The organism is Novosphingobium barchaimii LL02 (assembly GCF_001046635.1).
Classification (GTDB): Bacteria; Pseudomonadota; Alphaproteobacteria; order Sphingomonadales; family Sphingomonadaceae; genus Novosphingobium; species Novosphingobium barchaimii.
In genome coordinates, this window is the sequence record NZ_KQ130454.1 from 257551 (window position 1) to 279313 (window position 21763).

Consider the following 21763-nt stretch of genomic DNA (forward strand, 5'->3'; position numbering starts at 1 on the left):
GACGACTGACAATGCGCGATAATGTAGACACCCTTCTCGCACGTGAAGCCGAACGCCGCAGTGGCATTCCGGCCTGGCTCGACATCCCCGAGCCGAAAGGCTTCCGCCCCAAACGCAAATACCGCACGATCTGGATTTCGGACATCCACCTGGGCACGCGCGGCTGCAATGCCGCCATGCTGGTTGACTTCCTGAGCGCGGTGGAGTGCGAGACGCTTTACCTCGTCGGAGACATCGTCGACGGCTGGCGCCTGCGCAAGGGATGGTACTGGCCCGACGCCCACAACGAAGTGGTACGCCGCATCCTCAAGATGGCCCACCGTGGCACTCGCGTGATCTTCATCGCCGGCAACCACGACGAAATGCTGCGCGACTATGCCGGCCTCAGCTTCGGCGGCGTGGAACTGGCGCTGGAATCAGTGCACACCACGCTTGACGGGCGCCGCCTGCTGGTGACCCACGGCGACGCCTTCGACGGCGTGGTGCTCTATGCCCGCTGGCTCGCCTTCCTTGGCGACAAGGCATACGGCCTGCTGCTGAGGGCCAATATCGTCTTCAACGCCGTGCGCCGCCGCTTCAAGATGCCGTACTGGTCGCTTTCGGCCTACATGAAGAAGAAAGTGAAGAACGCCGTCCAGTACATCGGCAGCTACGAGGAAGCGGTCGCCAATGAAGCGATCAGCCGCGGCTTCGACGGCGTCGTCTGCGGCCACATCCACTGCGCGGAAATCCGCGAGTTCGGCGGCATCACCTATTACAACGATGGCGACTGGGTCGAAAGCTGCACGGCGCTGGCGGAGGACCTGACAGGCAACCTCGCGATCATCGACTGGATCGCCGAAACCGGCGGCCACACCGTCATGCCCGAGGCACTGGCGGAGGCTTCCGCGTGAAGCTGGCACTGGCAACCGACGCCTGGTTGCCGCAAGTCAACGGCGTCGTCCGTTCGCTGACCTCCACCGTCGATCATCTGACCCGCCGCGGGCACCAGGTCGAGACGGTCACGCCCGACCGCTTCCTGACCCTGCCGATGCCGGGCTATGCTTCGATCCGGCTGGCGATGGCGCCGCGCTTCGGGGTCCGCCGTATGCTCGACAAGGCAGCGCCGGACATTGTCCACATCGCCACCGAAGGCCCGATCGGGTGGGCCGCCCGGGGATGGTGCCTGTCGCGCGGTGTGCCGTTCACGTCGGCGTTCCACACCCGCTTTCCCGAATATGCCGCCGTGCGCACCGGCCTTTCGGCAGAATATTTCTGGCCCATCCTCCAGCGCTTCCATGCCGAGAGCCAGGCGGTGATGGTTTCCACCCGCAGCCTCGCCGGAGAACTGGGCGAGCGCGGCATCGGCCCGACGCGGGCCTGGAGCCGCGGCATAGACCATTCCCAGTTCCGCCCCGACGGCCCGCGCCATCCGGCGATGGCCTCCCTTCCCGGCCCGGTCCTGCTCAACGTCGGCCGCGTCGCGCCGGAAAAGAACCTCGAGACGTTCCTCAATCTCGACGTGCCCGGCAGCAAGGTCGTCGTCGGCGACGGCCCGGCGCTGGAAACCCTGCGCCGCCGCTATCCGCAAGTGCTGTTCCTCGGCTCGCTTTCCGGGCAGGAACTGGCCAGCGCATACCGCGCCGCCGACTGCTTCGTGTTCCCGAGCCTGACCGACACCTTCGGCCTGGTCATCATCGAGGCGCTGGCCTGCGGCACGCCGGTGGCGGCCTTCCCGGTCACCGGCCCGATCGATATCCTCGGCCTCGACGGGCGCGGGGTCGACCACCGCGTAGGCTGGGCGGCAGGCGCCCTCGACACCTCGCTGGCCCGCGCCATCGAAGGCGCGCTCACGGCAGAGCGCAACGACGCAGCAGCACTGGGCAACCTCTATTCCTGGGAACGCGCGACCGACCAGTTCCTGGCCGCCATCGAAGGTGCCCTGCACCATGCCGAACGCGGATTGCTCTCCGCCGCCTAACGAAAACCAAGGCTGCGTGAAATCGCGGCAGCCTCTTCCCGCACCAGCTGTCCCAATTCGTCCAGCCGGCCTTGCGCGCGGCCGCTGGGCGCGGCGATCACCAGCGCCCCGACGACGCGGGCGGATGCATCGCGGATCACGCTGGCCGATCCGGTCACGCCCTCGGCCGCCTGGTCCACAGTCTGCGCATAGCCCCGTTCGCGGACCTGATCGACGATCTGCACCAGTGCGGCAGGATGGGTCACAGTGGCCGGGGAGAGCCTTTCCAGTGCAGCGCGCTTGAGATAGACGTCCACCGCCGCCGGTGAACAGGTCGAAAGCAGCGCCCGTCCGCCAGCCGTCGCGTAGAACGGCCGCCGGTCACCGATCGAGACGGAATAGCGCACGACATTGGGGCTCTCGACGAGATCCACATAGGTCACCTGATCGCCGTCATGATCGCCCACGGCCAGCAGCACCGTTTCACCGCTACGCTCGCACAGCCGGCGCATTCCCGCGCGCACGAGGTCGGAGCTTTGCAAGCGCCGCCTCGCCTCGGTAAGCGCGCTGCCCAGTCCAAATGCACCAGGGCCCAGCCGCCAGGCCCCTTCGGCCGCAGTTACGAAATCCTCATCCGCCAAGCCGCGCAACAGGGCCGCAAGGCTGCTCTTCGGCGTCGCGAGACGGCGACTGAGGTCCGCGAGCGATACCGGCTCGGTACTGACACATAGAGCTTCCAGCAGGCGGATGACGCGGGTAACCGATTGGGGCGAACCGCCGCGGCGTTCCTCCCCCTTCTCTGCGTCCGCGTTCTGGTCTTCCCTACTCAAACCGGCCTCACTGAAATGCCGGGAGCACCTGCCCGGCGAAGGTCCCGGCATATGCGAGGAAGCGCTTCGCCGGAAGCCCGGGCGGCATCATCATGGTGAAATGCTCCACCAGCGCCTTTTCCCGCGGATTGCAAAAATGGGCGATGGCCTCGCCGGGCGTCAGGATCTGTAGAATGCCGCTGGCCTTTGCTGCGGCAAGGCGCGGGGGCGATGAGTGGCTGACCTCCCCGAGCAAGCTCGGGGAGGTACGGCGATTACGCCACGTCCATCGCGTAGCCGGCCGCGCGCACGGTGCGGATCGGATCGGTATCACCGTCGCGGTTGATGGCCTTGCGCAGGCGGCGGATGTGAACGTCCACCGTGCGCTCGTCGATGTCGGAGTCCATGCCCCAGACGCCGTCGAGGATCTGCTGGCGCGAAACCACCCGGTTCGGGCGCTCCATGAAGTAGCGCAGCAGGCGAAATTCAGTCGGCCCAAGGTGCAGCGCCTCGCCGGCGCGGCGAACGCGGTGGCTGGTGGCGTCAAGCTCGATATCGCCCCACGACAGCACGCTGCCCGAAAGCGACGGCCGCGCCCGGCGCAGGAGCGCCTCGATCCGGGCCATCAGCTCGCGCGGGGAGAATGGCTTTGTGACATAGTCATCCGCGCCGGTCTTGAGGCCGCGGATCATGTCCTCTTCCTCGCCCCGCGCGGTGACCATGATGATCGGGATCTGCGCGGTTTCCTTGTCCTTGCGCAGCTGGCGGCAGACCTCGATACCGGGCACCTGCTCGATCATCCAGTCGAGGACGATGGCGTCGGGTACCTGTTCGCGCACCATCACCAGCGCCTCTTCACCGTCACCGGTGGAGCGCACGTCGTAGCCTTCGGCGCTGAGGTTCCAAGTGAGGAGTTCGCACAGGGCGACGTCGTCCTCGACGACGAGGACGGAAGCGTTGGCGCTCATGCCAGCATGCCCGTCGTATCGTCGGTCAGCGAATCACGCTCGGTGCAATACTCGCCGGTGGCGGCGTAGTAGACCATCTCGGCCACGTTGGTGGCGTGGTCGCCGATGCGCTCAAGGTTGCGGGCGATGAACAGCAGCTGCGCGGCGCTGGTGATCGTCGCCGGGTTCTCCATCATGTGGGTCAGCAGCGAGCGAAACAGCGTGTTGTAGAACTGATCCAGCTTCTGGTCGCGGCGGATGACTTCGACCGCCAATGCCGCATCGCGCGAACCGTAGGCGTTGAGGACGTCGCGCACCATGCTCTCGGCGATCTCGGCCATGGTCGGGACCAGGGTGACCGGGTCGATCCGGGTGCGGCCTTCCAGGGCGTTGACGCGCTTGGCGATGTTCTTGGCGTAGTCGCCGATACGCTCGATGACGCCGGAGATCTTCAGCGCGGCAATGACGTCGCGCAGATCGTCGGCCATCGGCGCGCGCAGCGCGATGGTGCGAACCGCCAGGCGGTCCACTTCGGCTTCCAGCGCATCGAGGCGGGCATCCGCCGCCACGACCTGGGCAGCAAGCTGCTCGTCGTGCTGGACCAGCGCGGTGATGGCATCGCGAATGGCGACTTCGGCGAGCCCGCCCATCTCGGCGACGAGCCCGCGAAGCTGCCCGATCTCGCTATCGAAGGCCTTGACGGTATGATCGACCATGACGTGTCCCTGTCAAATCACCACTCAGCCGTAACGGCCGGTGATGTAGTCCTTGGTGCGCACTTCGCGCGGATTGGTGAAGATCTGGTCGGTCTCGCCATATTCGACGAGGCTGCCCAGATGGAAGAAGGCGGTGCGCTGCGAAACGCGCGCGGCCTGCTGCATCGAGTGAGTGACGATGACGATGGCGAAGCTTTCCTTCAGTTCGTCGATCAGTTCCTCGATACGGGCTGTGGCGATGGGATCGAGCGCGGAGCACGGCTCGTCCATCAGGATCACCTCGGGGCTGACGGCGATGGCGCGTGCGATGCACAGACGCTGCTGCTGACCGCCCGAAAGCGCGGTGCCGGCGTCGGTAAGGCGGTCCTTGACCTCCTCCCACAGCCCGGCCTTGGTCAACGCACGCTCGACGATCTGTTCCATGTCCGCCTTCGACGAACCAAGGCCGTGGATACGCGGGCCGTAAGCCACATTCTCGAAGATCGACTTCGGGAAAGGGTTCGGCTTCTGGAAGACCATGCCGACACGGGCGCGAAGCGCGACCGGGTCCATGCTGGCGGCGTATATATTCTCGCCGTCGAGCAGGATCTCACCGTCGACGCGGGCGCCGGCGATGGTGTCGTTCATGCGGTTGAGAGTACGCAGGAACGTCGATTTTCCGCAGCCCGAAGGGCCGATGAAAGCAGTGACGATACCGTTGTCGATGTCGATGGAGACGTCGTTGATCGCCTTCTTCTGTCCGTAGAAGACGTCGACGTTGCGGGCTGTGAGCTTTGTGTCTGTCATGTCCCTACCAGCGGACTTCGAATTTGTTGCGAAGATAGATCGCAATACCATTCATGGCGAGCAGGAAGACCAGCAGCACGATGATGGCGGCGGATGTGTTCTGGACGAAAGCCTTGTCGATTTCGTCGGACCACAGGAAGATCTGCATCGGCAGCACGCTGGACGGTGAAGTCAGGCCGTCAGGCGGGGTGGCGACGAAGGCGCGCATGCCGATCATCAGCAGCGGCGCGGTTTCACCCAGCGCGCGGGCCATCCCGATGATGGTTCCGGTGAGGATACCCGGCAAGGCCAGCGGCAGGACGTGGTGGAAGGTGGTCTGCACCTTGCTAGCGCCGATGCCGTAGGCAGCTTCGCGGATCGAGGGCGGCACCGCCTTGATGGCGTTGCGGCCCGAGATCACGATCACCGGCATCGTCATCAGCGCCAGCGTCAGACCGCCGACCAGCGGCGAGGAGCGCGGCATACCCAGCGTGTTGATGAACACCGCCAGGCCCAGCAGGCCGAAGATGATGGAAGGCACGGCGGCGAGGTTGTTGATCGACACCTCGATCCATTCGATCCAGCGCTTCTTCGGCGCGAATTCTTCCAGATAGATCGCGGCCAGCACGCCCATCGGGAAGCTAAGCAGCAAGGTGACGCCCATCGTCAGCAGCGAGCCCTTGGTCGCACCCCATACACCCGCGACAGTGGCTTCGGTGGAGTCCGAACCCGACAGGAAGCGCCAGTCGAGACCGGCGACGCCGTTCTTGAGCATGATGACGAGAAGCAGGGCAAGGAACGAGAGGCTGAGGACAATCGCGCCAAGGCCGATCATCTTGAAGCGGAGCTCGGAAGCGTTGCGGCGCGCGATGCGCCGGGCCGCTTCGGGCGAATTCCAGTCTGATTTACTCATAGGCTTCGCGGAACCGCTTCACGACGCGCAGGGCGACGATGTTGAGGATGAGAGTGACGACGAACAGCACCAGCCCCAGCGCGAAGGCCGACAGCGTCTTGGGGCTGTTGAACTCCTGGTCGCCGGTCAACATCTGGACGATCTGGTAGGTGACGGTGGTCATCGAGGCGAGGGGGTTGGCCGAAAGGTTGGCGGCAGCGCCGGCGGCCATCACCACGATCATCGTCTCGCCGATGGCGCGGCTGATCGCCAGCATCACGCCCGCGACGATGCCAGGCAGTGCGGCGGGAAGCAGCACCTTCTTGATTGTCTCGGACTTGGTGGAGCCCAGGGCCAGCGAGCCATCGCTCATCGCGCGCGGCACGGCGGCAAGGGCGTCGTCTGCCATCGAGGAGACGAACGGAATGATCATCACACCCATGACCAGACCGGCGGCAAGCGCGCTCTCGGTCGAGGGGTTCTGCATGCCCATCGAGGCGGCGAAATCGCGGATCATCGGCGCGACGGTCAGCGCGGCGAAGTAGCCGTAGACCACCGTCGGAATGCCCGCGAGAATTTCCAGCATCGGCTTGAGCCACTTGCGCATGGCACCCGAGGCATACTGCGTCAGGTAGACCGCGCTCATCAGGCCCAGCGGGATCGCCACGATCATGGCGATGATCGCGCCGATGTAGATCGTGCCCCAGAATAGCGGCACGGCGCCGAAGTTATCATTGATGTTGGCGCCCATAGTGCTCGCCGGCGACCAGTGGGTGCCGGTAAGGAAGGCGATCGGGGAGACGTCCTTGAAGAATAGCCCGGCCTCGAACACCAGCGAGCCGACGATGCCGAAGGTGGTCAGCACCGCCATGAGCGAAGCGGCCAGCAGCAGCGCCATGACAGCGCGCTCCACCTGGGTGCGGGCGCGGAAGTCGGCGCGGATGCGGGTGAAGCCGTAGCCACCCCCGGCTATCGCGACGACCATGACCAGCAGCGCACCGATCAGGCCGAAGCGGGCCTGTGCGGCGCGGATCGGTTCGACCAGCACGCGCGCTTCGGGGTTGAAAGCCGTGGCGGACGGATCGGACGCGAGGTTATGCGCCTCGGATACGATCGCGCCCAGCGTCATCGGATCGGTCGGCAGGCTGGCGGCAGCGGGGTCGGCAAAGACCGCGCCTTCGACCAGCCCCGGCATGATCGCGGACCACACGCCCCAGGCAAGCAGCGCCGGAACGAGGATCCATAAGGCCATGTGCCAGCCGTGATAGGCGGGCATCGAATGCATCGACCCCCGCCCCGTGTAGAGCAGCCTGGCCCGGCCCCGAGCGGCGAACCAGCCGACCAGACCCAGGCCGAAGACGGCCAGGAGAACTCCTGTAAGTATCATGACTGGCCGCCCGGCCCTTTCTTATCTTGGCTTACTTCAGCTCGGACGGATCGAGCGGGGTCATCTTGGCAGCGATATCCGCGTTCTTGGTGCGCACGTCCTCTGGTGCGATAACCATGCCCTTCTTCTTGAGAAGGCCGTCGGCGCCCCAGGACTTCACCCATTCCGCCACGTAGCCCTGCAGGCCCTTGATAGGCGCGAGGTGCTGCTTCTTGACGTAGATGTAAAGCGGACGGGCACCAGGATAAGTGTAGTCCGAAATCGTCTGGTAGGTGGGCTGGACGCCCGACATCGGGATACCCTTGATGCTGTCAGGGTTTTCTTCGAGGAACGAGAAGCCGAAGATGCCGATGGCCTTGGGGTTCTGCGAGATCTTCTGGACTATCAGGTTGTCGTTTTCGCCTGCGTCGACGTAGGGACCATCTTCGCGGATGTCGTGGCAGGTTGCCTCGTACTTGTCCTTGTCGCTGTCCTTGAGCGCCTTGGTGGCGGCGTCGGTCTTGCAGCCGGCTTCGAGGATCAGTTCCTTGAGCGCATCACGCGTGCCCGAGGTCGACGGCGGGCCGTAAACCAGGATCGGCTCGTTCGGGAGCGAAGGATTGACGTCCTTCCAGGTCTTGGCGGTGTTTGGCTTGCCGAAGGGGTTGGCTGCAAGCGCCTTGTAGATGTCGGTCGGGGTCAGGGCGAAGCCGGGTCCGGTCTTCGATTCGGCGAAGGCGATGCCATCAATGCCCACCTGGATCTCGACGATCTCCTTGACGCCGTTTTTCTGGCATTCCTCGTACTCGGACTTCTTGATCCGGCGCGAGGCGTCCTCGATGTCAGGGTGCTGGGCGCCGACGCCGGCGCAGAACAGCTTCATGCCCGCGCCCGTTCCGGTCGATTCGATTACCGGCGACTTGCTGCCGCTGGACTTGGCATAAGCCTCGGCGACGGAAGTCGCGAAGGGATACACGGTCGAGGAACCGACGCCGCGCACGAAATCGCGCGCCCCGGAGCCGGAATTGCCCGAACCACCGCAGGCGCTGAGCGCGGCCACGGAAACGGCGGCAAAGATGATGGTCTTGGTCGAACGCATTTTGAATACCCCTTGGGCTTCTACTGTGGGATGCCCCTATTGGCCTTCAATGACACTTCCATGACGATAAAGTGACATAGATGGGGCAACGCCGGTTTTGTTCGGCAAAAACGACGGTATCCGGCGAATTGGCCGCCATTGTGACAGCGTGCGCGACTGATTGCCCGTCAGTTGCCTGACAGCCGCGCCGCCGCCTGCTCCGGGCTTCGGTTTAGAACCCACCACGACTCATGGCAAGCGGGCTCGGCCGGGTGCGACATTCGTGCAGCGCCTCTCCACGGCGCACGCATGCCTCGCTTTGCCTTGCGCGCGGCGTAGATAGCCGTTGGCGAGTCAGACTGTAATCTTGCGACCATGTTGCCGCGACAATGCCATCGCGTATCTCATCGGATCAGGGGCCGGACATACAACGACATCGGCGGGGGACTGGGCATGCCATACCAAACAGGACGAGCAACTGGGGTTTGTGTCCCCAAAGTGTCATTTAACCGTCACTTTGAGGTCATATTGGGCACTCGCAAGACGGACCTCTTGCGAAAGACAGCAATTCCCATGCGTACCATCCTTCTCGTCGCAGCGGCGGCAAGCGCGACCACATTCGCGCAGCCAGCTTTCGCGCAGGCCGTCGATGCACAGGAAGCCGATGCGATGCGCGCAGAAATTCGCGAACTTCGCACCCGGCTTGAGGCTCTGGAAAGCCGTCTCGGCGCTCCAACAGCAGTTCAGGCCGATACCGCCGCGCCTGCGCCTGCACTCGCAGCAACCGCTACCGCTCCTGCAAACGCAGCGAAAAAGCCTGCGGACGAACCCGAGATCAAGTGGAAGGGCAGCCCGCAGATTGTCCAGGGCGACCAGGCATTCAAGGTAAAGGGCCGCATTCAGGCCGACGCCAACTACGTCTCCGCGCCCAAGGGCCTGGCCGACAAGGGACTGGGCTTCGGCAGCGAAATGCGCCGCATCCGCCTCGGCGGCGAAGGCGCGTTCGGCAGCCACCTGTCCTACAAGCTGGAATTGGAACTGTCGGACAACGCGGTCGACCTCGTAGATACGTACATCACCTTCAAAGACGGCCCGTGGCAACTGCAGCTGGGCAACCAGAACGCCTTCTGGTCGCTGGACGAGCTGACCGGCGATACCTCGGGCAGCACAATGGAACGGGCCGCCTTCACCGATGCGTTCGCCTTCGAGCGCCGCCTCGGCCTTGGCGCGCAATACACACGCGGCGCGCTGATGGCGCAGCTGGGCGTCTTCACCGATGACATCACCGCGCTTGCCAACAGCAGCGACGGTGTCAACGGCGGCGATGAGAACAACAGTTACAGCGTCGATGGCAGGTTGGTCTATTCCCCCAAGATTGGCGACATACAGCTGCACCTGGGCGCCTCTGCCCACTGGCGCCGCCTTGGCCGACTGACCGAAGCGAGCACCCGTTATCGCCAGCGCCCTTACGTACACTCCAGCAATACCCGCCTGATCGGTACGCCCGCGATGAACGTGGAGGACGAGACGATGTACGGCGCGGAGCTCGCGGCGATCTCGGGCCGCCTGCACGGCGTTGCAGAATACTATACCCTGAGCGCCAACCGCGTGGACCTGTCCTCGGTGGCCTTCCACGGCGCTTACGGCGAAGTCGGGTATTTCCTGACCAAGGGCGATACGCGCGGTTACAAGGGCGGCATCTTCACCACCAACGCGCCGGCACACCCGCTGGGCGACGGCGGCATCGGTTCGGTGCAGGTGAACCTGCGCTACGACTGGCTCGATCTCAACGACCGCGACATCCGGGGCGGCACGCAGGACGGCTATATCGCCGCGCTGGTGTGGTCGCCCGTCCAGTACCTGCGCTTCAACGTGAACTACGCGCTGATGCACTACACCGGCGCGACCGCCCTGCCCTCGGGCGACCGCAACTACGATGCCAACGTCTTCGCGACGCGCTTCGAGTTCGATTTCTGAGGAAGCTTGGCGCCCCGGGTCATTGCCGGGGCGCCAGGACCTTTATTCAGCGGGCTTCAGCGGCAGCATCAGTGAAGCCGTCGTGCCAACGGCGGGGCGGCTCTCGATGTCGAAACGGCCGCGGTGGCGCTCGACGATGTGCTTGACGATCGACAGGCCAAGCCCGGTCCCGCCCGCCGCGCGGCTGCGGCTGGTGTCCGCGCGGTAGAAACGCTCGGTCACGCGCGGCAGGTGCTCGGGCTTGATGCCCTCGCCTTCGTCGCGCACCGAAACCAGCACCCAGCCCGTGCTCGCAGCCTCGACGAGAACCTCGACCGGGCCATCGGGACGGGCGTACTTACGCGAATTGTCGATGAGGTTGCGCAGCACCTGCGAAAGCTGCCCCCGGTCGCCCGCGATCACTGCAGCAGCGCAGTTGGCTCGGACCGAAACCTGCGTGCCGTCGCGAAATTCGCCAGCCACTTCGTGCGCCAGCGCGACCATATCGATGCTGTCGTGCGGCGCTTCGTGCTTCACCGCCTCGATGCGCGAGAGCGACATGAGATCCGAGATCAGCGCCTGCATACGCTGCGCTTCGTGGCGGATCGTGCCCAGGAACCGGCCGCGCAGCGCCTCGTCGCCGCCCGCCTTCGGGTTCATCAGCGTCTCGCAGTACCCGATCACGTTGGCGAGCGGGGTGCGCAGTTCGTGGCTGGCATTGGCGACGAAATCGGCATGGGCCTTGGCCACGCTGATACGCTCCGACAGGTCGTACAGGCTGACGATCCGCTCGTTCGGGCCGGCAACCTTGCAATCCACCTCCCACTCAGAGCCGCCGGTGGACAGCCCCTTGATCCGCGCCGAACCGCCCTTCTCGCTGAGGATCGCGGCGACCGCGCGCGGTTCGCGGATGGCGATACGGACGTCCTGGCCAACGATATGCGCGCCCAGCAGCGCCTTCGCGGCGCTGTTGGCGAAGCGAACCTGACCGCGCGATACCATCATCGCCGGGGTCTGGAGGTATTCGAGGAGGTGGACGCCCTCGATGGTCATGCGCGTATCTCTCCGGTGGTTCGTGATTGGCCATGCGCCGGAATTGCAGGCCGATCCAGCGCGCGTGACATGGTTTCACTACATTCTTGTTGCAACATTCGTATTCAAACACCCGAGAAATGACATTTTCGTGGCGATCGCGCTGGTGACAGCTTTGGAAAACATGCTTTGCAAGGTCCAAGCGGGCTAGCGCTCCGCAGACGGCGTGGCTATGCTGCATCTGCGTGGCCCATGCGTCGATGAACGGACGTAGGGCCAAAGACAGCCAGACAATGGTACATGACGGAAGCGAGGAGGAGCGCGACCGTTCGGTGGAAAGGTATCCGTGACGCAATTCACTTCCGATCGCCTGCTCCTCTTCGGCGCCACAGGTGATCTCTCCCGCAGGATGTTGCTCCCTTCGCTTTGCGCGCTCGACGCGGAAGGTCTGCTTGGTTCGCACATCGAAATCATCGGCACCGCCCGGTCCGACATGGATGACCTGGGCTTTCGTAATTTCGCGCGTGAAGCGCTTGAACAGTTCCTTCCTGCCAACCGGCGCGGCGGCATCGCCCAATTCCTCAATCGGTTGAGCTATCAGCCGCTCGACGCCAACGACATCGACCACTTCCAGGCCCTGGCCGAAAAAGTGGGCACCCCCGAAAAGGGCCTGTCGATCTTCCTGTCGACCGCGCCCAGCCTGTTCGAGGCGACCATCCATGGTCTCGAAAAAAGCGGCCTGGCCGGTCCCAACGTGCGGATCGGCCTGGAAAAGCCGCTCGGCATCGACCTTGCCTCCAGCAAGGTCATCAACGACGCCGTCCACCATGCCTTTCCCGAGGACCGGATTTACCGGATCGACCATTACCTCGGCAAGGAAACGGTCCAGAACCTGCTGGCGCTGCGCTTCGCCAACCTGATGTTCGAACCGCTATGGAACGCGGCGCATATCGACCATGTGCAGATCACCGTGTCCGAGACCGTCGGCCTCGAATCGCGGGTCGGCTATTATGACGATTCGGGCGCGCTGCGCGACATGGTGCAGAACCACATGCTCCAGCTGCTCGCGCTCGTGGCGATGGAGCCCCCGGTTTCATACGACGCCACCAACGTGCGCGACGAGAAGGTGAAGGTCCTGCGCTCCCTGCGCAAGGTCAACGTGGAGGACACCGTCACCGGCCAGTACCGCGCGGGCGCCATCGGCGGCCAGGCCGTGCCCGGCTACGACGACGAACTCGGCAAGGATTCGGACACCGAGACCTTCGTCGCGATCAAGGCCCATATCGACAACTGGCGCTGGCAGGGCGTGCCCTTCTATCTGCGCACCGGCAAGCGCATGCCCAAGCGCACGACCGAAATCGTCGTGCAGTTCCGCGATGTGCCGCACTCGATCTTCACCGGTCGGGGCGCGAAGACGGTGCCAAACCGCCTCGTCATCGGGCTCCAACCGGAAGAGAACATCACGCTCTCGCTGATGGCCAAGGTTCCGGGGCTGGACCGCAATGGCTACGGCCTGCGCTCGGTGCCGCTGGCGATCACCACGCCCGATGCTTTTGCCGGGCCGCAGCGGCGCATCGCTTACGAACGCCTGCTGCTCGACCTGATCGAAGGCGACCAGACACTGTTCGTCCGCCGCGACGAAGTGGAGGCTCAGTGGGAGTGGATCGACGCGATCCGGGCCGGCTGGGAGGAACAGCAGCAGACGCCCAAGACTTACACATCCGGAAGCTGGGGCCCCTCGGCCGCCATCGCGCTCGCCGAGCGCAATGGCGTCACATGGCACGAATAAGCCTGCCTTAAAGGCATCATGCTTTCGAATTGAGATCGGCCGCTGATGCGTGCCTCGTGCTTGCCCCATACGTTTCAAGGGGGAGCACGGGGCCGCACGGATCAACCGGGCCGCGCAAAAGACCAGGAGTGAATCCATGAGCAACCTCAACCCGGCGGGCCTGAATCCGGTGGTGGAGCGCGTGACCCAACGCGTCATCGAGCGTTCCCGTCCGAGCCGTCAGCGCTACCTCGACATGGTCGAGCGCGAGGCGGACAACCATTCCGACCGCAGTTTTCTGTCGTGCTCCAACCTCGCGCACGGCTTTGCCGCCTCGGGCGAGGACAAGGCCACGATCTCGGCGGGCAAGTCGATCAATCTCGGCATCATCACCGCCTACAACGACATGCTCAGCGCGCATCAGCCCTATGGTCGCTACCCCGACCAGATGAAGCTGTTCGCCCGCGAAGTGGGTGCCACCGCGCAAGTAGCCGGCGGCGTGCCCGCCATGTGCGACGGCGTGACGCAGGGCTTCGACGGCATGGAGCTGTCGCTGTTCAGCCGTGACACCATCGCCCTGTCGACCGCGATCGGCCTCAGCCACGCGATGTTCGACGGCACCGCGCTGCTCGGCATCTGCGACAAGATCGTGCCCGGCCTGTTCATCGGCGCAATGCGCTTCGGCCACCTGCCGGCGATCTTCGTGCCGGCAGGCCCCATGCCCAGCGGCATTTCCAACAAGGAAAAGCAGAAGACCCGCCAGCTTTACGCCGAAGGCAAGGTCGGCCGCGAGGAACTGCTCGCCAGCGAAAGCGCCAGCTACCACTCGGCCGGCACCTGCACCTTTTACGGCACCGCCAATTCCAACCAGATGATGATGGAACTGATGGGCCTGCACGTGCCCGCATCCGCCTTCGTCCAGCCCAATACCCCGCTGCGCCAGGCGCTGACCCGCGAGGCCACGCACCGCCTCGCCGCGATGACGCGCAAGGGCGAGGACTATCGCCCGATGGCCAAGGTGGTCGACGAGAAGGCGATCATCAACGCCATGGCCGGCCTGCTGGCGACCGGCGGGTCGACCAACCATGCAATCCACCTGCCCGCCATGGCGCGCGCAGGCGGTATCCTGATCGACTGGGAGGACTTCGACGAACTCTCCTCGGTGGTCCCCCTCATCACCCGCGTCTATCCCAACGGCTCAGGCGACGTGAACCACTTCCAGGCGGCCGGCGGCATCGGGTGGGTGATCCGCGAGCTGCTGGGCGCAGGCCTTGCCCACGGCGACGTGCTGACCGTGGCGACAGGCGGCATGGCCGCTTACGCCAGCGAGCCGGTGATGCGCGACGACAAGCTGAGCTGGATTCCCATCCCCGAGACCACGGACGACACGATGGTCCGCCCGGTCTCCAACCCGTTCCTGCCCGATGGCGGCATGCGCCTGGTCCAGGGCAACCTGGGCCGCGGCACCTTCAAGACCAGCGCCGTCGACGAGCAGCGCTGGACGATCGAGGCGCCGTGCCGCGTGTTCGATACGCAGGAAGGCGTCTCGCAGGCATTCAAGGCCGGCGAACTTGACCGCGACGTGATCGTGGTCGTGCGCTTCCAGGGTCCACGCGCCAACGGTATGCCCGAACTGCACAAGCTGACCCCGCCGCTGGGCGTGCTGCAGGACAAGGGTTTCAAGGTGGCGCTGGTCACCGACGGGCGCATGTCGGGCGCATCGGGCAAGGTTCCCGCCGCGATCCACGTCACCCCCGAAGCGCTGGGTGGCGGCCCGCTGGCCTATCTGCAGGACGGCGACATCGTGCGCCTTTGCGCCGAGGACGGCACGCTGTCGACAACGGCGGACCTTTCCGCCCGCGAACCTGCGCCCTCCCCTCCCCCGGCAGTGGGCATGGGTCGCGAACTGTTCGCGATGTTCCGCATGAACGCGGGCGGCGCCGAGCAGGGCGGCTCCTCGATGCTGGAGCTGGCCGGGCTGTGAGCGATAATACGGAGAGGAAAATGACCGAACTGGTGGCCGTCGACATCGGCGGCACCCACGCGCGCTTCGCGCTGGCCACCATTGGCGATGACGGCGCCATCACCCTGGGCGAACCGGCCACGCTGCACACCAAGGACCACGGCAGCTTCCAGCTTGCCTGGCAGGCGTTCCGCGACATGAACGGCGGCACCCTGCCCGACGCCGTCGCCATGTCGGTTGCCGGTCCGGTGGGCAACGAGGTCATCAAGTTCACCAACAACCCCTGGATCCTGCGCCCCGCCAAGATCCAGGAAATGCTTGGCCCCACGCGCCAGACCATCATCAACGACTTCGCCGCCGTGGCCCATGCCGTCGCCTGCGCGCAAGAGGATGATTTCCTGCACCTCAACGGCCCTGAAGGACCGCTGCCGACCACCGGAACGCTCAGCGTCCTCGGCCCCGGCACCGGCCTTGGCGTGGCGCACCTGTGGAAGGACGGGAAAGGCGGCTACCACGTTCAGGCCACAGAGGGCGGTCATATCGATTATGCCCCGCTCGACCTGATCGAGGACGCTATCCTTGCCCGCCTGCGCAGGCGCCATAACCGCGTTTCGGTGGAGCGCGTCGTCTCAGGCCCGGCGATCGTCGACATCTACGCCACTCTCGCGGCGATGGAGCAAAAGGCCATCGCCGAGAAGACCGACGTGGAAATCTGGACCGCCGCCGCCAGCGGCGAGGACAGCATGGCCGTCGCCGCGGTGGACCGGTTCTGCCTGGCCCTGGGCGCGGCGGCGGGTGACTATGCCCTGGCGCACGGCGCCGGCGGCGTCGTCATCGCCGGGGGCCTGGGATACCGTATCCGCGAAACCATCCAGTCGTCCGGCTTTGCCGAACGCTTCCGCGCCAAGGGACGCTTCTCCGGCCTGATGGCCACCCTGCCCGTCAAACTCATCACTCATCCGCAGCCCGGCCTGTTCGGCGCAGCGGCAGCCTTTGCAAGGGAACACCTGTCATGACCGCTATGCCCCCCCTTACACTTTCGGCTGCCGTCGAAAAGGTCATGCGCCTTGCGCCCGTCATCCCGGTGCTGGTGATCGAGGACATCGAACACGCCCTGCCGATCGCCGAGGCGCTCGTCGCTGGCGGCCTGCCCGCGCTGGAAGTGACGCTGCGCACCGAATGCGCGATCGAGGCGATCCGCATCATGAAGCAGGTTCCCGGCGCCATGGTAGGCGCGGGCACCGTGCTGACCCCGGACGACCTTTCCCGCTCGCTTGATGCGGGCGCGGAATTCATCGTCTCGCCCGGCCTTACCCCCACGCTGGGCCAGGCCGCGCTTGACGCCGGTGTCCCCTTCCTGCCCGGCACCGCCAATGCCAGCGACGTGATGCTGGCGCTGGAAATGGGCTTCAACCGCCTGAAGTTCTTCCCGGCGATGGCGGCAGGCGGACCGCCCGCGCTCAAGGCGATCTCCGCCCCGCTGCTCGCCGCGAAGTTCTGCCCCACCGGCGGCGTCACCCCCGAGAACGCGGCCGAGTGGCTCGCCCTCGACGCAGTGCTCTGCGTCGGTGGCAGCTGGATGGTGCCCAAGGGCAAGCCGGACGCCGCCAAGATAGAGGCCGCCGCCCGCGTCGCTGCCGGGCTGGCTCGCTGATGGGCGCGCCGGGCCAAGCGAACCTGCGCACTGTCGATCAACTCGACGCGCGCCTCAAGGAGCTGCACAAGCTCACCGCGCAGACGCCGCTTTTCAACCCCGTGTTCCAGCTTGGTCTGGAATTGTCGCGGGCGCTGGAAAACGGCGAGATGACCCTCGACCATATCGAGGCGCTCGTCGCCGAGATGGACTGCGAGGGGCTGCGCGCGCGTGCCGCCCGGCTCGACCGCATTCTCGAAACCGTACCGATTGCCGATAACGACAAGCTGCTCGATGAAGCCGCCGCGAAGACCGCGCAGGACGACGATTTCAGCGCCTTCGCGGTGCGCTGGCAGCGCCCCGCCGCGCATGTCGTATTCACCGCGCACCCTACCTTCCTGCTGAACGCCGCGCAGACCGAGGCGGTCGCGCATTCCGCCTCGAACGGTGATTTCAGCGAGGCTTCCGTCTGCGTGGCCTCATCCGAGCGCGATACAATCACGCTCGACAGCGAGCACGACGCCGCGATGGCCGCCATCGCGCGCGGCCAGAAGGCCCGCGACCGCATCACCGGCCACCTGCTGGACATCGCCGCCGCCCGCTGGCCCAAGCGCTGGAAGGGCCTCAACCCGATGCCGGTGCGCTTCGCCCACTGGGTCGGCTACGACATGGACGGCCGCACCGATATCTCGTGGTCGACCTCGATCCGCTACCGGCTTGAGGAAAAGGCGACACGCCTTGCCGGTTACGCCGCCGCGCTCGAAAAGGCCGCGCCGGAAGTGGCAGCACAGCTTTCCCGCGCTCACGCGCATACTGCCGAGGCCGCCAGCGCCTTCCGGCAGGACCTGACCGACCCGGAAGCGCTTTCCGCCGCCGCCAACGGCCTGACCGCCGCCCACCCCGACAAGATCGTCAGCCTTGAGCCGATCATCACCCGGCTGGAGGAAGACGCCCGCCACGCCGATCACGAACAGGCCCGCGCGCTCCTGGTCGCAGCCGCCGCCATGCGCAGCGACGGCCTTGGCATGGGCTGGATTCATTTCCGCGTGAACGCCTCGCAGCTGCAGAACGCGATCCGCCGCCGCATCGACCCGGACGGCAAGCTCAGCCTTGCCAGCCAGGCCGCGCTGGTGCGGATGCGCGAACTGCTGGCCGAAGTGAAGCCGCTCACCTCGAATTTCGCCGCGCTGGCGATCGAGAACAGCACCGCCGTGCGCCAGTTTCTGGCCATGGCGCAGATCCTCGGCCACATCGACGCCGATTCGCCCATCCGCATGCTGGTGGCCGAATGCGAGGAACCCACCACCGTCCTTGCCGCGCTCTATTTCGCGCGCATGTTCGGGATCGACGACAAGGTCGATGTCTCGCCCTTGTTCGAGACCGAAACCGCGCTGGAACACGGCGGCCGCTTCCTCGATGCGGTGCTGGCAGAGCCGGCCTACCGCGATTACGCCCGCAAGCGCGGCCGCGTGGCGATCCAGACCGGCTTCTCCGACGCTGGCCGCTTCGTGGGGCAGGTTCCCGCCGCGCTGGCGATCGAGCGTCTTCAGGGCCGTCTCGCCGAAGCGATGGCCGCCAACGGCCTGTCGGACGTGTGCGCGCTGATCTTCAACACCGGCGGCGAATCGATGGGCCGGGGCTGCCACCCCTCAAGCATCGACGACCGTTTCGACTGGCAGATGTCCCCCTGGGCGCGCCGCCGCTTCCTGCGCGCGTCGATCCGGCTGGAGCCGGAAGTCTCGTTTCAGGGCGGCGACGGCTACCTCTGGTTCGGCTCCGACGAACTGGCGCTCGCCACCCTCACCCGCATGACCGAGCGGCCCTTGTGGGACGCAGACGTAGGCGCGCCGACCGATCCGTTCTATCGCCGCACCGACCTAAGCCTCGATTTCTACCGGGCGATCCGCGGCATCCAGCACGAGCATCTGGAATCCAGCACCTATAGCCGCGCCATCACCGCGTTCGGGCTTGGCCTGCTGAACGACACCGGCAGCCGCAAGGCGCGCCGTCAGTCGGACCTCGCCTCCGACCGGACGATGAGCCTGCGCCAGATCCGCGCAATCCCGCACAATGCGATCCTGCAGCAGCTGGGCTATCCAGTGAACGTGATCGCCGGCATTGGCACGGCAGCGGACGGCAACCGCGAGGAAATCGCAGGTCTTTTGCGGGACAGCGCACGCGGCCGGCAGATCGTGCGTCTGGCCCGCGCGGCCAATGCGCTCGCCTCGATCAAGACCGTCTCGGCTTATGGTGAGCTGTTCAACTCCGCCTACTGGGCCAGCCGGCCCTATCGCGGTGACGAGCAGCAGATTTCCGACGCCTGCCTCAAGCTGGCCGAATATCTGACCAAGGACGACCGCACCGGCGTCTACCGCCGCCTCGCGTCGCGCCTGCGGGTCGATGCGCTGAAGCTGCACCGCCTGCTGGACCTGATCCCCGACGAAGCCCCGCTCAAGGACCGCGAGCATACGCGCCGCAGCCTTGGTGTGCTGCATTCCTTGCGGATCGCGCTGTTCCAGCACATGTTCCTGCGCGCGGTCATGGTCCCGGCCTTCAGCCGCGCCAACGACATCAGCCGCGACGACGTGCTGGAGATGTTCTTCACCCTGCGCGTCGAGGACGGCCTGGCCCAGCTGCGCCGCGCCTTTCCCATCCACTTCCCCTCGATCAGCGATTTCGCGGTGGAAGCGCCCAGCGAATACCCCGATTCCAGCGCGACGGGGTATGCAGGCATCCACAAGGACTACATCGACCCGATCGCCCGCTCCCACGCGCTGTCCCTGCGGATCACCACGGCGCTGGCGAACGAGTTCGGCGCCCACGGGTGACGCCCATTTCCTCCCCGAGTTTGTCTCGGGGAGGATCGCTCATCTCCGGCACATCGCCAGTTCTTCCCGCAAGGTTTCAACCAGCTGCGCCGCCGGCATAGGCCGCGCCAGCGGAGCGCCCTGCCCGGCCCACTGCGCCCCGAAACCATGCTCCCCTCGCGCCTTGGCGGCGGCGTTGAGTGCTTTTCCGGCGTCATAGGCAATCGGATAGTCCGGCACCGGCACATCGCCAGCCAAGGCGGTGAAGCGGTTCGCCAGCGCACGGGCCGGCCTCCCCGAAATCAGCGGCGTCAGCACGGTGCGATAGGCCCCCGGCCCCGCCAGCGCCGCGCGATAGGCCTCGTCCGCCGCCGATTCGGGGCAGCCGACAAAGGCCGTTCCCATCTGCGCCGCCACCGCGCCGAGATCGAGCGCGGCGGCAATTCCCGCCCCGTCCATGATCCCGCCCGCCGCGACCACCGGCAGCGAACCTTCGCGCACCACAAGCCGCGTCAGTGCCATCGTGCCAAGCTGCGCGTCAGGCGCGGCAGGATCGAACATGCCCCGGTGCCCGCCCGCCTCGATGCCTTGTGCCACCACCACGTCGATGCCCGCCGCTGCGGCGGCCCGCGCCTCGTCGAGGCTCGTCACGCTCGCCAGCAGCAGCGCGCCGCGCCCGCGCAGCGCCGCAATCGCCTCCTCCGACGGCAGGCCGAAATGGAAGCTCACGACGGGCGGCGCCTGCTCCACCAGCAGCGCGAGCATGTCCGCATCGTCGGCAAAGCTGCGGTAGATCGTGCGCAGCGCCTTTGGCGGCTCGGCGCCGAATTCGACGAACAGCGAACGCAGCCACTGCGTCCACGCCGTCTCACGCGCGGGATCGGCAACGGGCGTTGAATGGACGAACACGTTGACGTTGAACGGCCGGTCTGTCCGCGCCCGAACCTCGGCGATCATCGCCCGCGCCCCGGCGGCATCGGTGGCGCCCACCGCGATCGAGCCCAGCGCACCTGCATCCGATACCTGCGCCGCCATTTCGGGCGTGCTCGTGCCCGCCATCGGTGCCTGAATCAGGGGAATACTCAGGCCGAGCCGCTCAAGGAAATTCATCGCACCCTCTCGTTCGCTATGGCGTCCGGGTGCGGATATAGGTACTCCCCGGCAGGCGACCAAGAATCAGTTCGCCGCGCCGGTTGCTCGCAGCAGGAACGATTTCGCTGCATGTTCAAGCATCGCGGTGTCGGGCGAGCCTGGCAGGATCGCCGCCAGCAGATCGGTGTCCTTGAGCAGCATCTTCGCTCCATGTTCGAAGGCGCGCGGCTGGGCAATGCGCGCATAGACCTCAAAGCCGAAGCTGCGGCCCGAACTGGCCTTGACCAGAGCCGCCAGCGCCTCCCGGTCCACTCCCAGCGCCTCGCCCGCCTGCAAGGCCGCCTGCGCCAGCCCCATGTTCGCGGCCATCAGCGCATTGTTGACGATCTTGGCCTTCTGTCCTGCGCCCGCCGGGCCAAGCAGGACGATCAGCGCGGCGAAACTTTCGAACACGGGGCGGGCCTGTTCGAAAGCCGCGCGCGAACCGCCGCACATCACCGTCATAGTCCCCGCTTCTGCGCCGGGCGCGCCGCCGCTGACCGGGGCATCGACCATTGCGATACCTCGGCGCGAGCACAGTCCCTCCACCGCATCGGCAGTCTGCGGCAGAACCGTGGAATGGAGCGCAAGCAGGCTGCCCGGCTTCATCGCGGGGACCAACCGGCCGCAGATATCCAGCACGTCCGTATCGTTGACCACGCAGAGCCCCACATGATCGCAGGCGGCGCCCAGTTCCTCCACGCTACCGGCAACCGCGGCGCCTTTCTGCGCGAACTCGGCCGCCGCGTCGGGCCGCCGCGCCCAGACGGTCAGCGGGAACCGCGCCAGCATCCGGTACGCCATCGGCGCGCCCTGACTGCCGATGCCGATAAAGCCTGTGCGGATGCCGGTCATACGCGTCTCTCCTCGCCCCCGTTTTGCCGAGCAAAGCGTGCGCGGAAGCAACTGTCCAGTAACCCGCCTTCCACCATCGCCCTGGCGGCTCGCGGGGAAAAAATCC

The 21763-nt window shown here is 65.9% G+C and carries 20 protein-coding genes; 9 read left to right on the forward strand and 11 right to left on the reverse strand.

Annotation, left to right across the window (positions count from 1 at the left end; genetic code table 11):
* Positions 1-11: 11 nt before the first annotated feature.
* Positions 12-893, forward strand: coding sequence for a UDP-2,3-diacylglucosamine diphosphatase (locus V474_RS11715; RefSeq protein ID WP_059151677.1), 882 nt, complete (start codon positions 12-14; stop codon positions 891-893).
* Entirely contained in the window at positions 890-1960 is a 1071-nt protein-coding gene (locus V474_RS11720) for a glycosyltransferase family 4 protein (RefSeq protein ID WP_059151678.1), read from the forward strand. The genes V474_RS11715 and V474_RS11720 overlap by 4 nt, the downstream gene beginning before the upstream one ends.
* On the opposite strand, the gene V474_RS11725 is transcribed toward V474_RS11720, so the two are convergent.
* The 8 genes from V474_RS11725 to V474_RS11760 are packed head-to-tail and all read right to left on the reverse strand — an operon-like array spanning position 1957 to position 8533.
* On the reverse strand, positions 1957-2769 hold the full coding sequence (locus V474_RS11725; protein WP_059151679.1) for an IclR family transcriptional regulator: 813 nt from the start codon (positions 2767-2769) through the stop codon (positions 1957-1959). The two genes, V474_RS11720 and V474_RS11725, sit on opposite strands and share 4 nt — an antisense overlap.
* 7 nt (positions 2770-2776) lie before the next feature.
* On the reverse strand, positions 2777-3004 hold the full coding sequence (locus tag V474_RS11730) for a hypothetical protein (protein WP_059151680.1): 228 nt from the start codon (positions 3002-3004) through the stop codon (positions 2777-2779).
* Positions 3005-3023: 19 nt separating this feature from the next.
* Positions 3024-3716, reverse strand: coding sequence for a phosphate regulon transcriptional regulator PhoB (gene phoB / locus V474_RS11735; protein WP_043971255.1), 693 nt, complete (start codon positions 3714-3716; stop codon positions 3024-3026).
* On the reverse strand, positions 3713-4411 hold the full coding sequence (gene phoU, locus V474_RS11740) for a phosphate signaling complex protein PhoU (protein ID WP_043971257.1): 699 nt from the start codon (positions 4409-4411) through the stop codon (positions 3713-3715). Before phoU ends, phoB begins: the two co-directional genes overlap by 4 nt.
* 24 nt (positions 4412-4435) lie before the next feature.
* Entirely contained in the window at positions 4436-5197 is a 762-nt protein-coding gene (gene pstB, locus V474_RS11745; RefSeq protein WP_059151681.1) for a phosphate ABC transporter ATP-binding protein PstB, read from the reverse strand.
* A 4-nt stretch (positions 5198-5201) separates the two neighbouring features.
* Positions 5202-6089: a phosphate ABC transporter permease PstA gene (pstA, locus tag V474_RS11750; RefSeq protein ID WP_059151682.1), complete on the reverse strand. Its 888-nt coding sequence runs from the start codon at positions 6087-6089 to the stop codon at positions 5202-5204.
* Positions 6082-7455, reverse strand: a complete 1374-nt coding sequence (pstC, locus tag V474_RS11755) for a phosphate ABC transporter permease subunit PstC (RefSeq protein WP_059151683.1) — start codon at positions 7453-7455, stop codon at positions 6082-6084. The genes pstA and pstC overlap by 8 nt, the downstream gene beginning before the upstream one ends.
* A gap of 31 nt (positions 7456-7486) precedes the next feature.
* A complete protein-coding gene (locus tag V474_RS11760; RefSeq protein WP_059151684.1) occupies positions 7487-8533 on the reverse strand; it encodes a substrate-binding domain-containing protein in 1047 nt (348 codons plus the stop codon).
* Positions 8534-9085: 552 nt separating this feature from the next.
* Here V474_RS11760 and V474_RS11765 point away from each other — a divergent pair.
* Positions 9086-10489, forward strand: a complete 1404-nt coding sequence (locus V474_RS11765) for an OprO/OprP family phosphate-selective porin (protein ID WP_059151685.1) — start codon at positions 9086-9088, stop codon at positions 10487-10489.
* 42 nt (positions 10490-10531) lie between these two features.
* On the opposite strand, the gene V474_RS11770 is transcribed toward V474_RS11765, so the two are convergent.
* Complete coding sequence (locus V474_RS11770) at positions 10532-11521, reverse strand: sensor histidine kinase (protein WP_059151686.1); 990 nt, start codon at positions 11519-11521, stop codon at positions 10532-10534.
* Between V474_RS11770 and V474_RS11775 the strand changes: the two genes are divergently transcribed.
* The 6 genes from V474_RS11775 (at position 11520) to V474_RS11800 (ending at position 19692) form a co-directional block, all read left to right on the forward strand.
* Positions 11520-11711 carry a hypothetical protein gene (locus V474_RS11775; protein WP_059151687.1) on the forward strand — a complete coding sequence of 64 codons (192 nt, stop codon included), beginning with the start codon at positions 11520-11522 and terminating at the stop codon, positions 11709-11711. The two genes, V474_RS11770 and V474_RS11775, sit on opposite strands and share 2 nt — an antisense overlap.
* 135 nt (positions 11712-11846) lie before the next feature.
* The gene (zwf, locus tag V474_RS11780) at positions 11847-13289 is read left to right on the forward strand and encodes a glucose-6-phosphate dehydrogenase (protein WP_059151688.1); all 1443 of its coding nucleotides are present in this window, start codon (positions 11847-11849) and stop codon (positions 13287-13289) included.
* Positions 13290-13425: 136 nt separating this feature from the next.
* Positions 13426-15252 (forward strand): phosphogluconate dehydratase, encoded by a 1827-nt coding sequence (gene edd, locus V474_RS11785; RefSeq protein WP_059151689.1) that lies wholly within the window; start codon positions 13426-13428, stop codon positions 15250-15252.
* 20 nt (positions 15253-15272) lie between these two features.
* Positions 15273-16247 (forward strand): glucokinase, encoded by a 975-nt coding sequence (gene glk / locus V474_RS11790; protein WP_059151690.1) that lies wholly within the window; start codon positions 15273-15275, stop codon positions 16245-16247.
* Positions 16244-16885 (forward strand): bifunctional 4-hydroxy-2-oxoglutarate aldolase/2-dehydro-3-deoxy-phosphogluconate aldolase, encoded by a 642-nt coding sequence (gene eda / locus V474_RS11795; RefSeq protein ID WP_236711230.1) that lies wholly within the window; start codon positions 16244-16246, stop codon positions 16883-16885. Before glk ends, eda begins: the two co-directional genes overlap by 4 nt.
* Positions 16885-19692, forward strand: a complete 2808-nt coding sequence (locus V474_RS11800; protein ID WP_059151691.1) for a phosphoenolpyruvate carboxylase — start codon at positions 16885-16887, stop codon at positions 19690-19692. The genes eda and V474_RS11800 overlap by 1 nt, the downstream gene beginning before the upstream one ends.
* Before the next feature lie 39 nt (positions 19693-19731).
* Here V474_RS11800 and V474_RS11805 read toward each other — a convergent pair whose 3' ends face one another.
* Both V474_RS11805 and V474_RS11810 read right to left on the reverse strand, forming a co-directional pair.
* The gene (locus V474_RS11805; RefSeq protein ID WP_059151692.1) at positions 19732-20781 is read right to left on the reverse strand and encodes an NAD(P)H-dependent flavin oxidoreductase; all 1050 of its coding nucleotides are present in this window, start codon (positions 20779-20781) and stop codon (positions 19732-19734) included.
* A 66-nt stretch (positions 20782-20847) separates the two neighbouring features.
* On the reverse strand, positions 20848-21657 hold the full coding sequence (locus V474_RS11810) for an NAD(P)-dependent oxidoreductase (RefSeq protein ID WP_059151693.1): 810 nt from the start codon (positions 21655-21657) through the stop codon (positions 20848-20850).
* Between the last annotated feature and the right edge of the window lie 106 nt (positions 21658-21763).